Source organism: Micromonospora sp. NPDC049282 (assembly GCF_043197045.1).
Lineage (GTDB): Bacteria > Actinomycetota > Actinomycetes > Mycobacteriales > Micromonosporaceae > Micromonospora.
The window spans coordinates 201,683-217,522 of sequence record NZ_JBICSL010000013.1 but is presented as its reverse complement, the minus strand read 5'-3'; the positions used below and the strand labels follow the sequence as shown (position 1 = coordinate 217,522).

The 15,840-nt window shown below is 73.0% G+C and carries 11 protein-coding genes and 1 pseudogene; 9 read left to right on the top strand and 3 right to left on the bottom strand.

Going from position 1 to position 15,840, the window contains the following annotated elements; genetic code table 11:
* Positions 1–159: 159 nt before the first annotated feature.
* The gene (locus ACGFI2_RS21620) at positions 160–1,368 is read right to left on the bottom strand and encodes a DUF349 domain-containing protein (protein WP_393519842.1); all 1,209 of its coding nucleotides are present in this window, start codon (positions 1,366–1,368) and stop codon (positions 160–162) included.
* Positions 1,369–1,569: 201 nt separating this feature from the next.
* On the opposite strand from ACGFI2_RS21620, the gene ACGFI2_RS21615 reads away from it, so the two are divergent.
* The 3 genes from ACGFI2_RS21615 to dapF are packed head-to-tail and all read left to right on the top strand — an operon-like array spanning position 1,570 to position 4,044.
* Positions 1,570–2,289: a hypothetical protein gene (locus ACGFI2_RS21615; RefSeq protein ID WP_393519839.1), complete on the top strand. Its 720-nt coding sequence runs from the start codon at positions 1,570–1,572 to the stop codon at positions 2,287–2,289.
* Positions 2,286–3,191, top strand: coding sequence for a tRNA (adenosine(37)-N6)-dimethylallyltransferase MiaA (gene miaA / locus ACGFI2_RS21610; RefSeq protein ID WP_393519836.1), 906 nt, complete (start codon positions 2,286–2,288; stop codon positions 3,189–3,191). The genes ACGFI2_RS21615 and miaA overlap by 4 nt, the downstream gene beginning before the upstream one ends.
* Positions 3,192–3,198: 7 nt before the next feature.
* Positions 3,199–4,044 (top strand): diaminopimelate epimerase, encoded by an 846-nt coding sequence (gene dapF, locus ACGFI2_RS21605; protein WP_393519833.1) that lies wholly within the window; start codon positions 3,199–3,201, stop codon positions 4,042–4,044.
* Between the two features lie 171 nt (positions 4,045–4,215).
* Here the strand turns inward: dapF and ACGFI2_RS21600 are convergent, their stop codons facing one another.
* Complete coding sequence (locus ACGFI2_RS21600) at positions 4,216–5,688, bottom strand: NAD-dependent malic enzyme (protein WP_393519830.1); 1,473 nt, start codon at positions 5,686–5,688, stop codon at positions 4,216–4,218.
* A gap of 199 nt (positions 5,689–5,887) precedes the next feature.
* Between ACGFI2_RS21600 and hflX the strand changes: the two genes are divergently transcribed.
* Both hflX and ACGFI2_RS21590 read left to right on the top strand, forming a co-directional pair.
* A complete protein-coding gene (gene hflX / locus ACGFI2_RS21595) occupies positions 5,888–7,351 on the top strand; it encodes a GTPase HflX (protein ID WP_393519827.1) in 1,464 nt (487 codons plus the stop codon).
* Between the two features lie 50 nt (positions 7,352–7,401).
* Positions 7,402–9,183 carry a hypothetical protein gene (locus ACGFI2_RS21590; protein ID WP_393519824.1) on the top strand — a complete coding sequence of 594 codons (1,782 nt, stop codon included), beginning with the start codon at positions 7,402–7,404 and terminating at the stop codon, positions 9,181–9,183.
* A gap of 53 nt (positions 9,184–9,236) precedes the next feature.
* Here the strand turns inward: ACGFI2_RS21590 and lexA are convergent, their stop codons facing one another.
* On the bottom strand, positions 9,237–10,019 hold the full coding sequence (lexA, locus tag ACGFI2_RS21585) for a transcriptional repressor LexA (protein ID WP_393519821.1): 783 nt from the start codon (positions 10,017–10,019) through the stop codon (positions 9,237–9,239).
* A 488-nt stretch (positions 10,020–10,507) separates the two neighbouring features.
* Here lexA and nrdR point away from each other — a divergent pair, with 488 nt between their 5' ends.
* From nrdR to ACGFI2_RS21565, 4 genes and pseudogenes are all read left to right on the top strand, one after another.
* Entirely contained in the window at positions 10,508–11,008 is a 501-nt protein-coding gene (gene nrdR, locus ACGFI2_RS21580) for a transcriptional regulator NrdR (RefSeq protein WP_393519818.1), read from the top strand.
* A gap of 33 nt (positions 11,009–11,041) precedes the next feature.
* Positions 11,042–13,951 (top strand): vitamin B12-dependent ribonucleotide reductase, encoded by a 2,910-nt coding sequence (locus ACGFI2_RS21575; protein WP_393519815.1) that lies wholly within the window; start codon positions 11,042–11,044, stop codon positions 13,949–13,951.
* A gap of 186 nt (positions 13,952–14,137) precedes the next feature.
* Complete coding sequence (locus tag ACGFI2_RS21570) at positions 14,138–15,085, top strand: DUF2332 family protein (protein ID WP_393519812.1); 948 nt, start codon at positions 14,138–14,140, stop codon at positions 15,083–15,085.
* Positions 15,082–15,833, top strand: a pseudogene (locus tag ACGFI2_RS21565) (nucleotidyltransferase domain-containing protein). The gene ACGFI2_RS21570 and the pseudogene ACGFI2_RS21565 overlap by 4 nt, the downstream one beginning before the upstream one ends.
* The last annotated feature ends 7 nt before the right edge of the window (positions 15,834–15,840 follow it).

The following is a 15,840-nucleotide window of genomic DNA, read 5'->3' as shown; positions in this document are numbered from 1 at the left end:
ACCACCCCCCGACCAGCCCACCAACTACCAGACACCCCACCGTCAACCCCACCCCACCAGCCCAAACAAGATGGAACTACTCCACGGAAAGAGTGCCTATCCGACGCGGAACAGGCACTCTTTCCGTGAATCAGCGAGCAGTGTGGAGTGTGGTGGGGGTCAGCCGGCCTGTTCGGCGAGCTGGAGGAACTGGCGCTTCGAGGAGAGCGCCTGCTCGGCCTCCTTGATCCGGCGGGCGTCGCCGGCCGCCTGGGCCCGGGCCAGCCGCTCCTCGGCCTCGGCGACCTGGGCGCGCATCTGCGCCAGCAGCGGGTTGTCCTCCTTGGAGGTGCGCCGCCACGCCGAGTCCATCACCTCGCGGACCTTGTCGTCCACGGCGCGCAGCCGACGCTCCAGGCCGGCGGCCGCCTCGCGCGGCACCCGGCCGGCCTCGTGCCACTGCGCCTGGATGTCCCGCAGCTTCGCCTGGGCGCCCTTCGGGTCGGCGTCGACGTCGAGCGCCTCGGCCTCGGCCAGCAGCGCCTGCTTGCGCTCCAGGTTGCCCCGCTGCTCGTTGTCCCGCGCCGAGAAGACCTCACTGCGTCGGGTGAAGAACTCGTCCTGGGCGGCCCGGAACCGCTCCCAGAGCTTCTGCTCGGTCTCCTTGGCGGCGCGCGGCGCGGCCTTCCACTGGGCCATCAGGTCCTTGAGCTGGCCGGCGGTGACGCCCCAGTCGGTCGACTCCTTGAGCTTCTCGGCCTCGGCGACCAACTCCTCCTTGACCGTCTGCGCCTGCTTGCGCTGCTGGTCGAGGGAGGCGAAGTGGGCGCCCCGGCGGCGGGTGAAGCCGTCCCGCGCGGCGGCGAACCGCTTCCACAGCTCACCGTCGGCCTTCTTGTCGACGCCGCGGATGGTCTTCCACTCGTCGAGGATCTCCTTGAGCCGGTCGCCGGCGGTCTTCCAGCCGGTCGACTCCGCGGCCAGCTTCTCGGCCTCCTCGACCAGGGCGGTCTTGCGGGCCAGCGCCTCGCCCCGGGCGGCCTCGCGGGCCGCCTTGGCCTCGCCGGCCTTCTCCTCGGCGACGGTGGCCAGCTTGTCCAACCGGGCGGCAAGGGCGTCGATGTCCCCGACCACGTGCGCCTCGGGCAGCGACGCCCGGATCCGGCGGATCGTGGTCAGCGAGTGGCCGGCGTCCGCCGCGCCCGAGTTGAGCCGGGCCTCGGTCAGGTCGACCTCCGTCACCAGGTCGGAGAAGCGCCGGGCGAAGTGGGCGAGCCCTTCCTCCGGGGCCCCCGCCTGCCAGGATCCGACCACCCGCTCGCCCTCGGCGGTCTTGACGTAGACGGTGCCGTCCTCGTCCACCCGTCCGAAGGCAGTCCAGTCGCTCATGTGCCCATCCTCGTTCTCCCGGCGTCGAGGGAACAGCCCTCGGTCGCCGCCACGGCGCAGCAAACTTTCTCCCGGCATTGTCACAGGTCCGCCCCCGTCCGTGTCGAGCGCCTGTCGTCGACCGTGACCATACGGTGTCGTACGCCCTCGATGACCGGATCGGCGCGGGGACGCACCGGGCGTCGGCGATAGGTTGGAGCCGTGCCCCTGGTCGCCGCCGCCGTCTGCCCCCACCCGCCCCTGCTCGTGCCCGAGCTGGCCGGCGCCGCCGCGCCCGAGCTGGACGAGCTGCGCGCCGCCGCCGACGCGGCGGTCGCCCGGCTGCTCGCCGCCGAGCCCGAGGCGCTCCTGCTGGTCGGCGGCGGGCCGGCGAGCCGGAGGTTCCACGCCGCCGACTCGGGTTCCCTGCGCCGCTACGGGCTCGACCGGACGGTCCGGCTGTGGAAGGTCTCCTGCTCCGGTGCGGAGGTGCTGCCGCTGAGCCTGACCATCGGCGCCTGGCTGCTCAACCGCTCCGGCACCGAGCTGCCCCGGCTGGCCCGGTCGGTCGCCGTCGACGCCACCCCGGCCGAGGCGGTCGAGCTGGGCGCGGCGCTGCTCGCGGACCTCGATCACCGGTGCGCGCTGCTGGTGCTCGGCGACGGCTCGGCCTGCCGGGGCGTCCGGGCGCCGGGGTACGACGACCCGCGCGCCGAGGCGTACGACGAGGGGGTCGCCGCGGCCCTGGCCGGCGCGGACGTCGACGCGTTACGCGGCCTGGACCCGGTGCTCTCCGCCGAGCTGGGGGCCGCCGGGCGGGCGGCCTGGCAGGTGCTGGCCGGCGCGGTCGGCGCGGCGGGCGGCCACTGGCGCGGCGAGCTGAGCCACCACCGGGCGCCGTACGGCGTCGCCTACTTCGTGGCGAACTGGGAGCGGTCATGACCGTCGTCGCGGTGGTCGGGCCGACCGCGGCCGGGAAGTCGGCGTTGAGCATCGCGCTGGCGCACGCCCTCGACGGCGAGGTGGTCAACGCCGACTCGATGCAGCTCTACCGGGGCATGGACGTCGGCACCGCCAAGCTGACCCCGGCCGAGCGGGAGGGCGTGCCGCACCACCTGCTGGACATCTGGCCGGTGACCGAGCCGGCCAGCGTCGCCGAATACCAGAAGCTGGCCCGGGCGGCGGTCGACGACATCCTGGCCCGGGGGCGGGTACCGCTGCTGGTCGGCGGCTCCGGGCTCTACGTGCGGGCGGTGCTGGAGCAGTTCGAGTTCCCCGGCACCGACCCGGCGCTGCGGGAACGGTTGGAGGCGGAACTGTCCGAGGTGGGTCCGGCGCCGCTGCACGCCCGCCTGGCCGAGACGGACCCGGAGGCGGCGGCCGGCATCCTGCCCAGCAACGGTCGCCGGATCGTCCGGGCGCTGGAGGTGATCGAGCTGACCGGCGCGCCGTTCACCGCGTCGCTGCCGGCGCCCACGCCCTTCTACCCGTCCGTGCAGCTCGGGGTCGACCTGGACACCGCCCGGCTGGACGAGCGGATCGCGCTGCGGGTGGACCGGATGTGGGCCGACGGCCTGGTCGACGAGGTGCGCACGCTGGTCGGCGAAGGGCTGCCGGCCGGGCGTACGGCCAGTCGGGCGCTCGGCTACCAGCAGTTGCTGCGGTTCCTGGCCGGGGAGCTGACCGAGACCGAGGCGTACGCGGAGACGATCCGGGCAACCCGGCGCTTCGTCCGCCGGCAGCGCTCGTGGTTCCGGCGCGACCCGCGGGTGCGTTGGCTGGACTCCGCCGCCCCCGACTTCGTCGACACGGCCCTGCGGGTGGCCGCCGCGGATCGGGGATGATGGGGGCGTGGAGTTCACCAAGGGTCACGGCACCGGCAACGACTTCGTCATCCTGCCCGATCCGGACGGCGCGCTCGACCTGACGCCCGGCCTGGTCGCCGCGCTCTGCGACCGGCGGCGCGGGCTCGGCGGCGACGGTGTGCTGCGCGTGGTGCGCGCCGCGAAGCACCCGGAGGGAGCCGCGCTGGCCGGCGAGGCCGAGTGGTTCATGGACTACTGGAACTCCGACGGCTCCTTCGCCGAGATGTGCGGCAACGGCGCCCGGGTGTTCGTGCGCTACCTGCTGGGGACCGGGCTGGTCACCCCGTCGGGCGGGACGCTGCCGGTGGCCACCCGGGCCGGTCTGGTGCGGGCCCGCGTCGAGGGCGCGGACGTGGCGGTCGAGATGCGCCGTCCCCGCCTCCACGACGCGGCCACCGCCACCCTGGGCGGGCTGACCCTCACCGGTGCGGCGGTGGACGTCGGAAACCCGCACCTGGTGTGCGCGCTGCCCGCCGCGCTGGAGTTGGCCGGCCTGGATCTCACCCGTGCCCCCGAGGTCGACCCCTCGGTCTTCCCGACCGGGGTGAACGTCGAGTTCACCACGCCGGGCGAGCCGGTCGACGGCACCGACGCGCACGTGCTGATGCGGGTCTACGAGCGAGGCTCGGCCGAGACGCTCTCCTGCGGCACCGGCGCGTGTGCGGTGGCGGCGGTGGCGCTGCGCGACGTCGGCCGGGAGACCGGCATCGTGGCGGTGGACGTCCCGGGCGGCCGCCTCACGGTGACGGTGACCGCCGACTCGTGCTGGCTGGCCGGCCCGGCCGTGCTGGTGGCGACGGGAACCCTGACCCCGGACGCGCTGCGCCCCTGACCCCGGACGCGCTGCGCCCCTGACCCCGGACGCGCTGCGCCCCTGACAATCGGTGGCGTGCCGTGCCTACGTGGCCGGCGTCGCTGTGCCTGCGAGGCGGAGGCGATGCGAGGCGAACGACCGGTACGAGGCGGGAAGCGGGAGCGGGAGGCGGGAGCGAGGCGCGAGGCGTCAGGGGGTGGCGCTGGCGTTGGCGGCGATCTCGGGGAGGTCGGCCGGGCCGGGGTCGGCGGCCGGCGGCGGCGTGACGGCCGGGTTCTGCGCGGCGGCGCGTACCGCGGCGGCCACCGCGGGCGCGACCCGCGAGTCGAACACGCTCGGCACGATCACCGTCGGGTTGATCTTTTCCTCGCCGACCACGTCGGCGATGGCGCGGGCCGCCGCGATCGCCATCTCCTCGGTGAACTCCTCAGCGTGCGCGTCGAGCATGCCGCGGAACACGCCCGGGAAGGCGAGCACGTTGTTGATCTGGTTCGGCTGGTCCGACCGGCCGGTGGCCACCACGGCGGCGTACTTGCGCGCCTCCCGCGGGTCCACCTCCGGGTCCGGGTTGGCCAGCGCGAAGACGATCGCGTCCTTGGCCATCGCGGCGACGTCCTCGCCGGTGAGCAGGTTCGGCGCGCTCACCCCGATGAACACGTCCGCGCCGTGCACCGCCCCGGCCAGGTCACCGGAGTATTTCTCCCGGTTGGTGTTCTCCGCCAGCCACTGCCAGGCCGGGTTCAGGTCGGGCAGCCCACGGTGCAGGGCGCCCCGCCGGTCGTACGCGATGACGTCGCCCACGCCCTGGCGCAGCAGCAGCTTCATGATCGCGGTGCCGGCGGCGCCGGCGCCGGAGACCACGACCCGGACGTCCCGCAGTTGCTTGCCCACCACGCGCAGCGCGTTGGTAAGCGCGGCCAGCACGCAGATCGCGGTGCCGTGCTGGTCGTCGTGGAAGACCGGGATGTCCAGTGCCTCACGCAGCCGGGCCTCGATCTCGAAGCAGCGCGGCGCCGCGATGTCCTCCAGGTTGATCCCGCCGTACGCCGGCGCGATCGCCTTGACGATCGACACGATCTCGTCGGTGTCCTGGGTGTCCAGCACCACCGGCCAGGCGTCCACCCCGCCGAAGCGCTTGAACAGGGCCGCCTTGCCCTCCATCACCGGCAGCGAGGCGGCCGGCCCGAGGTTGCCCAGGCCGAGCACGGCCGAGCCGTCGCTGACCACGGCCACCGTGTTGCGCTTGATGGTGAGCCGGCGGGCGTCGGCCGGGTTCTCCGCGATCGCCATGCAGACCCGGGCCACCCCCGGGGTGTACGCGCGGGACAGCTCGTCGCGGGTGCGCAGCGCGACCTTCGGCGTCACCTCGATCTTGCCGCCGAGGTGCAGCAGGAACGTCCGGTCGGAGACCTTGCGCACGTCGACCCCGTCGAGCCCGGTGAGCGCGTCGACGACCTGGGCGGCGTGGCCCGCGTCGGCGGTGTCGCAGGTGAGGTCGACGATCACGTTGGTCGGGTCGGAGTCGACCACGTCGAGCGCGGTCACGATGGCGCCGGCCTCGCCCGCCGCGGTGGTCAACCGGCCGATGGAGGAGGCGTCCGCGGGTACCGCGATCCGGATCGTGATCGAGAATCCGGCACTCGGCAGTCGGGTGATGGCCACGAGAAAATACTCCTCCGTCGGCGCTGAACGGCTCGACTGGCATTTCTACCCGCAGGTCCGGGCCGGCCGGCAGCCGGCCCCACTACCGGTGGGTAGCGCCACGGGCATAACCCACGTGCGCGCGGCGTTGTCACATGTCAGGATTGCTGTCAGGCGCCGAAAATTCTCGGCGATGCACATAACGGACAGGAGACGCGATTTGCGCGAGCAGGAGACCTTCCATCCCTACGAGGACGACGAGCTCGACACCACCACCGGTGACTACGAGCTGTCGGAGCGGCAGGCGCTGCGGCGGGTCCCTGGCCTCTCCACCGAGCTGACCGACGTCACCGAGGTCGAATACCGCCAGCTCCGGCTGGAGCGGGTCGTCCTGGTGGGGGTCTGGACCGAGGGGAAGCAGTCCGACGCCGACAACAGCCTCACCGAGCTGGCGGCGCTGGCCGAGACGGCCGGCTCGCAGGTGCTCGAGGGGCTGATCCAGCGCCGCAGCCGGCCGGACCCGGCGACGTACATCGGTCGCGGCAAGGTCGACGACCTGGGCGCGGTGGTGCTCTCCACCGGCGCCGACACGGTCATCTGCGACGGTGAGCTGTCCCCGTCGCAGCTGCGCAACCTGGAGCAGCGCACCAAGGTCAAGGTGGTGGACCGCACCGCCCTGATCCTCGACATCTTCGCTCAGCACGCCAAGAGCAAGGAAGGCAAGGCGCAGGTCGAGCTGGCCCAGCTCGAATACCTGCTGCCGCGCCTGCGCGGTTGGGGCGAGAGCCTCTCCCGGCAGGCCGGTGGTAGCGGTCGCGGCGGTGGCGCCGGCGGCGGCGTGGGCCTGCGTGGTCCCGGTGAGACCAAGCTGGAGACCGACCGGCGCCGGATCCGGCACCGCATCGCGCGGCTGCGCCGCGAGATCAAGGGCATGACCACGGTACGCCAGACCAAGCGCGCCCGGCGTTCCCGCAACGCGGTGCCGGCGGTGGCCATCGCCGGCTACACCAACGCCGGCAAGTCCAGCCTGCTCAACCGCCTCACCGGCGCGGGCGTGCTGGTGGAGGACGCGCTGTTCGCCACGCTGGACCCGACCACCCGCCGGGCGACGACCTCCGACGGCCGGCTCTACACGCTCTCCGACACGGTCGGTTTCGTCCGGCACCTGCCGCACCAGATCGTCGAGGCGTTCCGCTCGACGCTGGAGGAGGTCGGCGACGCCGACCTGGTGGTGCACGTGGTCGACGGCACCCACCCGGATCCGGAGGAGCAGGTCCGGGCGGTCCGTGAGGTGCTGGCCGAGGTGGGCGCCGACCGGCTGCCGGAGCTGCTGGTGGTGAACAAGACCGACGCCACCGACGAGGAGACGATGCTGCGGCTCAAGCGGCTCTGGCCGGACGCGGTGTTCGTCTCCGCGTACAGCGGGCGCGGGGTCGACGAGCTGCGCGAGGCGATCGAGCGTCGGTTGCCGCGGCCGGCGGTCGAGGTCCGCGCGGTGCTCCCGTACGACCGGGGTGACCTGGTGGCCCGGGTGCACCGGCAGGGTGAGGTGCTGAGCACGGCGCACCTGCCCGAGGGCACGCTGCTGCACGTGCGGGTGGGCCAGGCGCTCGCCGCCGAGCTGGCTCCCTACCGCGCCGGTGACCGGCTCACCAGCGAGGAGCGGGTGGGCGCCGGGCGGTGAGCCGTCCGGCGTCACCCGCCGGTAACCCGGGTCGTGCGACACTGAGCGCCATGCGGCACGTTGTCTCCTCGGTCACGCTCGCGCTCGGCCTGGTCGGCGCGGTCGTGGCGCCGGCCGGGCCGGTGTCGGCGGCTCCCGCCGCGGCCCCGGTGCTGGCCGCGGCTCCCAAGAAGAAGTGCACGGTCACCGACGATCGTCTGCGTGAGCTGTCCGGGCTGGTCGCCACGAGCAACGGCTACGTCGTCATCAACGACGGCTCCGACGACCCCGGTCGCAAGCGGGTCTTCTACCTGGACGCCAAGTGCAAGGTCGACAGGGAGGTCCGATACTCCGGTGACGGCCCCCTCGACACCGAGGACCTGGCGCTCGGGCCGGACCGGAAGACGCTGTGGATCGCCGACACCGGCGACAACGTCGAGAAGAAGACCCGGCGGGAGCGCGTCGCGGTCTGGACGATGCCGCTGAGCGGGTCGAAGGAACCGGTGCTGCACCGGCTCACCTATCCGGGCAAGGAGCCGCACGACGCCGAGGCGCTGCTGGTCGGCGACGACAACCTGCCGCTGGTGATCACGAAGGCCCTCTCCGGCAAGTCGGAGATCTTCACCCCGACCGCGAAGCTGAAGGCGAGCGGCGATTCCGAGCCGATCCCGATGAAGAAGGTCGGCGAGGTCACGCTGCCCAGGACCAACACCGAGAACAAGCTCGGTTCGCCCGGCCGGGCGCTGGTCACCGGCGGGGCCCGGTCGCCCGACGGCGCCAAGGTCGTCCTCCGCACCTACGCGGACGCGTTCGAGTTCGACGTGGCCGGCGGTGACCTCGTCAAGGCGCTCACCTCCGGCAAGCCCCGGGTCACCCCGCTGGCCGACCCGTTCGGCGAGGCCATCTCCTACACGCCGGACGGCAGGTCGTTCGTCACGGTCTCCGACGGCGGCTCGCTGGACCCCACGGACCCGATCGACGTCCTCGGCTACACGCCGGCCACCACCGGGGTCGAGGCGCTGCCCAACGGCGGCAAGGTCGAGACCAAGGCCGCCGCCCAGAAGTCCTGGCTCGAAGGGCTCTCGCTCGACGAGATCACGTACCTGATCGCCGCGGTCGGGGTGATCGGCGCGCTCCTGGTCGGGGCCGGGATGTTCGGCATCCTGCGGGCCCGGCGCAAGCCGGCGCCCGTCGAGCCGGCCGGCGGGTCCGAGCGCAGCGGCGAGTTCCCGGTGAGCGGCGGCTTCCCGGCCGACAACCGGCCCGACGCCCCGCCGCGCGGCGGGGTCTACGGCGGCGGTCAGGGCGGCGGTGTCTACGGCGGCGACCGACCGGCGGGCGGCGGTGTCTACGGCGGTGGCCGTCCCCCGGGCGGCGGGGTGTACGGCGGCGGCGCCCAGGGCGCTGGCGGCGTGCCGGGCGGTCGTCCGCCCGGCGGTGGCGGCGCGCCGGGCGGTCGTCCGCAGCGTGGCGGCGGCGCGCAGGGTGGCCGTCCGCAGGGCGGTGGCGGCGCGCAGGGTGGCCGTCCGCAGGGTGGCGGCCGTCCCCACGGTGGCCGTCCGGCCGGCGGTGGCGGCCAGGGCGGTGGCGTGTACGGCGCCGGTGGCGGCCAGGGCGGTGGCGTCTACGGCGGCGGAGGCGGTCAGGGCGGCGCGCGGCCGAGTGGCCCGGGCGGCGCCGGGCACCGTGGGCAGCCGGGCGGCGGTGGACGGCGGGGTGACGGCGGCCGGGCCGAGCCGCCGCGTCGCGACCCCCGGGATCCGCGCGGCGCCCGCGACGACGACGGCTACGGCGACCCCGGCCGGTACGGGCCGGTCTCCGGCGGCCGTGAGCCGCGTGGCGACCGCTACTGAGCGACACGAACGAGGAGTGACCGGCAGCGGTCACCCCTCGTTCTCGTCAACGGTCAGATCCGGCGGAGCACCGCGACCACGCGACCCATGATGGTGGCGTCGTCGCCGGGGATCGGGTCGAAGGCCGGGTTCTGCGGCATCAACCAGACGTGCCCGTCGCGGCGCCGGTAGGTCTTCACGGTCGCCTCGCCGTCGAGCATGGCCGCCACGATGTCGCCGACCTCGGCGTTGGGCTGCTGACGCACCACCACCCAGTCGCCGTCGCAGATCGCCGCGTCGAGCATCGAGTCGCCCTTGACCTGGAGCATGAAGACCTCGCCCTCACCGACCAGTTCGCGGGGGAGGGGGAAGATGTCCTCCACCGCCTGCTCGGCGAGGATGGGGCCACCGGCGGCGATCCGGCCCAGCATCGGCACGTAGGCCGGGGCGGGGCGCTGCGCGCGGGCGGCCTCGTCGTCGACGTCGCTGGGAGCGCGGACGTCGACCGCGCGTGGCCGGTTCGGGTCGCGGCGCAGGAAGCCCTTCTTCTCCAGCTCCTTGAGCTGGTAGGCGACGCTGGACGGGGAGACCAGGCCGACCGCCTCGCCGATCTCGCGGACGCTCGGCGGGTAGCCGTGGCGCTCGACCCAGGTGCGGATGAACTCCAGGATCCGGCGCTGCCGGGCGGTGAGGTCGACCGTCGCCGGGTCGGGGAAGCTGCTCACCACCGGGGTGACCGGGCGCACCGCGGGCTGGGCGGCCCGGCTGCGCGCGGCGCGGGGGCGGCGGGACGCCGGCGGACCCGCCCCGTCGATCGGCTGCGGGTTCTTCTGCCGGCTGGCCCGGTCCTCGGTCACGTCCGTCCTCCCTGGTCGGCGCTGGGTGCCTCGTCGGCTCGTGGTGCGTGTGGTCTGACCGTATAGGTGAGATCGGCCATTTTCAAACATCTGTACGAGGTCATGTCGGCGTGTCGCGTCGGAATCCTGGATTTCCGAACGGGTGTTCTGATAAATGGTACGTCCCGCTCGAACGGATGTTCCATCCTGACGTCCCGTGACCGGGCGCGGTGTCCCGGCGTTGGGCTCCTCGGCGAGGTTGTCGCGGACGTGATCCTGATGACGCGCCGGACACGCCGACCAACTTGACCTCGCTAGGGGGACGGCATACGGTCAACCCCTAGATGTAGTAGTGACATGGGCGTAAGTTGCCTACAGGTTGGGTTCAACTACCGAACGCACTCCCGCGCCACGCACTCGGCGACGGTCATCGAAGGATGGCTCCGCCGGGTCGAACCGTGCCCGGGAGTCGGTCGGGGTGCCCGTGATCGATCAGAGGAGGTCGGGCGATGCGGTGTCCGTACTGCCGGCACGCCGACTCCCGGGTGGTCGACTCGCGGGAGGCCGACGACGGCCAGCTCATCCGGCGGCGGCGGTCCTGCCCGGAGTGCGGCAAGCGGTTCACCACCGTCGAGGAGGCGGTGCTCGCGGTGGTCAAGCGCAGCGGGGTGACCGAGCCGTTCAGCCGCACCAAGATCATCGGCGGGGTGCGCAAGGCGTGTCAGGGCCGGCCGGTCGACGACGACTCGATCGCGCTGCTGGCACAGAAGGTCGAGGAGACCGTACGCGCCAAGGGGGCGGCCGAGATCCCCAGCCACGACGTGGGGCTGGCCATCCTCGGTCCGCTGCGTGACCTCGACGAAGTGGCCTACCTGCGGTTCGCCAGCGTCTACCGGTCGTTCGACTCGCTCGCCGACTTCGAGCAGGAGATCGAGACGCTGCGGGCCGCCGCGCGCGCCCGGGAGGGCGCCGGTGCCGGCGTGGCGGACGCCACCGGCGCGATCAGCTGACATTTCTGATTTCTGACAGTGTGACCAGGCACGGTGGGTGACCGTGCCGACGAGGGGGGCGAGGGCGTGACGACCAGCAAGTCACGGAACAAGGCCGGGGCGGGGCTGAAGATCGAACGCGTCTGGACGACCGAGGGGGTGCATCCCTACGACGAGGTCGCCTGGGAGCGCCGCGACGTCGTCATGACGAACTGGCGGGACGGCTCGATCAACTTCGAGCAGCGCGGGGTGGAGTTCCCCGAGTCCTGGTCGGTCAACGCGGCCAACATCGTGACCACGAAGTACTTCCGGGGCGCGGTGGGGACCCCGGAGCGGGAGTGGTCGCTCAAGCAGCTCATCGACCGGGTGGTCGACACCTACCGCACCGCCGGTGAGGAGTACGGCTACTTCGCCGGCCCGGCCGACGCCGAGGTGTTCGCGCACGAGCTGACCTGGATGCTGCTGCACCAGGTGTTCAGCTTCAACTCGCCGGTCTGGTTCAACGTCGGCACGGCGTCGCCGAGTCAAGTCTCAGCGTGTTTCATCCTGGCCGTCGACGACTCGATGGACTCGATCCTCGACTGGTACAAGGAGGAGGGGCGGATCTTCCAGGGCGGCTCCGGCGCCGGGGTCAACCTGTCCCGCATCCGTTCCTCCAAGGAGCTGCTCTCCTCCGGCGGCACCGCCTCCGGCCCGGTCAGCTTCATGCGCGGCGCGGACGCCTCCGCCGGCACCATCAAGTCCGGTGGCGCGACGCGGCGGGCCGCCAAGATGGTCATTCTCGACGTCGACCACCCGGACATCGAGGAGTTCGTGGCGACCAAGGCGCGCGAGGAGGACAAGATCCGCGCGCTGCGGGACGCCGGGTTCGACATGGACTTGGGCGGCGCGGACATCGTCAGCGTGCAGTACCAGAACGCCAACAACTCGGTCCGGGTCTCCGACGAGTTCATGACCGCGGTGGAGAACGGCGGCGGCTTCGACCTGCGCGGCCGGCTCGACGGGCAGATTATCGAGACGGTCGACGCGAAGAAGCTGTTCCACACCATCTCCCAGGCCGCCTGGGAGTGCGCCGACCCGGGCCTGCAGTACGACGACACGATCAACGACTGGCACACCTGCCCGGAGACCGGGCGGATCACCGCGTCGAACCCGTGCTCGGAATACCTGCACCTGGACAACTCCTCGTGCAACCTGGCGTCGCTGAACCTGATGAAGTTCCTCCGCGCCGACGGCGGCTTCGAGGTGGAGAAGTTCGTCAAGTCGGTCGAGTTCGTCATCACCGCGATGGACATCTCGATCTGCTTCGCCGACTTCCCGACCGAGAAGATCGGCGAGACCACCCGCGCCTACCGGCAGCTCGGCATCGGGTACGCCAACCTGGGCGCCCTGCTGATGGCCTCCGGCCTGCCGTACGACTCGGAGCAGGGGCGGGAGGTGTCCGCGTCGATCACCTCGCTGATGACCGGCACCGCCTACCGTCGTTCCGCCGAGCTGGCCGGCATCGTCGGCCCGTACGACGGCTACGCCCGCAACGCGGAGCCGCACAAGCGGGTGATGCGCAAGCACGCCGCCGCCAACGACAGCATCCGGCCGACCGGCACCGTGGGCACCGCCGTGCAGCGCGAGGCGACCAAGCAGTGGACGCTCGGCAACAAACTCGGTGACAAGTTCGGCTGGCGCAACTCGCAGGCCAGCGTGCTCGCCCCGACCGGCACCATCGGCCTGATGATGGACTGCGACACCACCGGCGTCGAGCCGGACCTGGCGCTGGTCAAGTTCAAGAAGCTGGTCGGCGGCGGCTCGATGCAGATCGTCAACCAGACCGTGCCGCGCGCCCTGCGCAGCCTCGGCTACCCCGAGGAGCAGGTCGAGGCGATCGTCGAGCACATCGCCGACCACGGGCACGTGGTGGACGCCCCCGGCCTGAAGCCGGAGCACTACCCGGTCTTCGACTGCGCCATGGGCGAGCGGTCCATCGCGCCGATGGGCCACGTGCGGATGATGGCGGCGGTGCAGCCGTTCATCTCCGGCGCCATCTCCAAGACGGTAAACATGCCGGAGCAGGCCACCGTCGCCGACGTGGAGAAGATCTACTTCGAGGGCTGGAAGCTCGGCCTGAAGGCGCTGGCGATCTACCGGGACAACTGCAAGGTGGGCCAGCCGCTGTCGGTGGCCAAGCCGAACAAGGCAGTTGTCGAGGCGGCCGTCGAGGCCGCGGTCGAGGCCGCCGCCGTCGAGAAGGTCGTGGAGAAGGTCGTCGAGTACCGCCCGGTGCGCAAGCGGCTGCCGAAGAAGCGCCCGTCGCAGACGGTCTCCTTCTCGGTCGGTGGCGCCGAGGGTTACCTCACCGCCTCGTCCTACCCGGACGACGGCCTCGGCGAGGTCTTCCTGAAGATGTCGAAGCAGGGCTCGACCCTGGCCGGCGTGATGGACGCCTTCTCGGTGGCCATCTCCATCGGTCTCCAGTACGGCGTCCCGCTGGAGACGTACGTCAGCAAGTTCACCAACATGCGCTTCGAGCCGGCCGGCATGACCGACGACCCGGACGTGCGGATGGCGGCCTCGGTGATGGACTACATCTTCCGTCGCCTGGCGCTGGACTTCCTGCCGTACGAGCGCCGAGCGGAGCTGGGCATCTTCACCGCCAAGGAGCGGGCCGCCCAGCTTCGGGCCGAGGCGGAGGCGGAGGCGAGCGGTGCGGACCTCACCGCGATGGCCTCCTCCGCCCCGGTCGAGGCACCCGAGCCGAAGATCGGCCCGGTCGCCCAGCCGGCGCAGGAGATGGCCGACGTCGCGGCTGCCAAGCCCGCGCCTTCGGTGGGCTCCAGCACCGAACTGCTGGAGGCCGTGATCGGCAAGGCCGCCGACGCGCCGCTCTGCTTCACCTGCGGCACCAAGATGCGGCCGGCGGGCAGCTGCTACGTCTGCGAGGGTTGCGGCTCCACCAGCGGTTGCAGCTGACGTTCCACCGCACGTCCCGCGAGCGCGGCAGGGCCTCCCTGCCGCGCTCGCGGCGCTTCATGATCCACTCCACTTCGGGGAAGTGGCGGCATCCACCCGTCCCCGACCTGGCCACTTCCCCGAACTGGCGGCGAAGCCCACCACCAGGGTCAGCGGTGACCGGCCGGGAACTGCCATGCTCGGGCGATGAGCACGGCTGACATCTATCAGGCGTTCGCCGACCGCGAGGCGCGCGACGTGTCCCCGGCGTACGACCGGTTGTCGCGGGCGGTGGCGCGCGACCCGGAGCTGCTCGCGTTGCTCGACGCGCTCCCGCCGGCCAAACGCCAGCCGAACCTGCTCTTCGGGGTGGTCCGACTCCGGGGCGGCCCGGTGGACGACCCGGCGGCGTTCCGCGCACACGTGCTGGCGCACTGGCCGGACGTGGCGGCGCAGATGCGGGCCCGGGCGACGCAGACGAACGAGGCCGGGCGCTGCGCGGTGCTGCTGCCGGTGCTCGCCGCGCTGCCGCAGCCGCTGGCGCTGCTGGAGGTCGGCGCGTCCGCCGGCCTGTGCCTCTACCCCGACCGGTACGCCTACCGCTACGGCGACCGGCGGCTCGGCGCCGGCGAGCCGGTGCTGGACTGCGTGCTCGCCGGCGCGGCCCCGCCGGACCGGCGGCCGGAGGTGGTGTGGCGGGCCGGGCTGGACGTGCACCCGCTCGACGTCACCGACCCGGCCGACCTGGCCTGGCTGGACGCGCTGATCTGGCCGGAGCACCGACACCGTCGGGACCGGCTGCGGGCCGCGGCGGCGGTCGCGGTGACCGACCCGCCGCTGCTGCTCCGGGGCGACCTGGTCGACGACCTGCCGGCGCTGGCGGCGCGGGCGCCGGCCGGCGCGACGCTCGTGGTGTTCCACAGCTCGGTGCTCTACCAGGTGCCGTCCGCGCGTCGGGCGGCCTTCACCGAGCTGGTACGCACGCTGCCCGGGCACTGGCTCGCCAACGAGGACCCCGCCGTGCTGCCGCACGCGGAGATGCCCGCGCCGCCGGACGGCGGATTCCACAACGTGCTCGCGCTCGACGGCCGGCCGCTGGCCTGGACCCGGGGCCACGGCCAGGCGGCCACCTGGTTCGCCCCGGTGCTGCCGTGACCATCCGCCCGGCCGCCGTCGACGCGTTCGCGCGGGAGGTGGCGGCGCTCGGCTGGGTGTCCGACCTGATGGTCGCCGGGTCGCTCGCCACCGGCGACCACCGACCCGGCGTCAGCGACCTGGATCTGGTCGCGGTGACGGCCGGACCGGTCGACGCGACCCGGCAGGCCGCGCTGGCCACCCTGCACCGCCGGTTCGACGCCGGTCCCGCCGCCGGGCTGCACCTGGGCTGCGTGTAGTCGAAGCCGCCGCCGTCCGTGACGTCGCGTCGCGGCATCCCACCTGGACGCACGGGCAGTTGGTCCAGCGGATCCTCTCCGGCATCACCCGGGCCGAGCTGGTGCGGCACGGTCATGCCCTCCTCGGCCGCCCACCGGGCGAGGTCCTGCCGCCGATGACCGACGACGACGTGCGCGCCGCGGCCCGCGCCGAACTGACCGGCTACTGGGCCTGGGCGGCCCGGCGGCCGTGGTTGTGGCTGGACCCCGACCTGGCCGATCTCGGGCTCACCTCGATGGCCCGGGGTCGGCACGCGTTGCGCCACGGCGACCTGATCGGCAAGAGCGGGGCGATCTCCGCCGTCGCCGGCCCGTCCTGGCTGGTCGACCAGGTGGGGGCGCGTCGCCGGGGCGAGCGGGTCGTCTCGCCCCGGCTGCGCACCGCGCTGATCGCGTGGTGGGACGCACGTCGCACCGTCGCCGCGGCCCGCCGGGAAGCGGCCGGGCCGGCCGACCGGGGCGGCTCCTGAGCCGCCC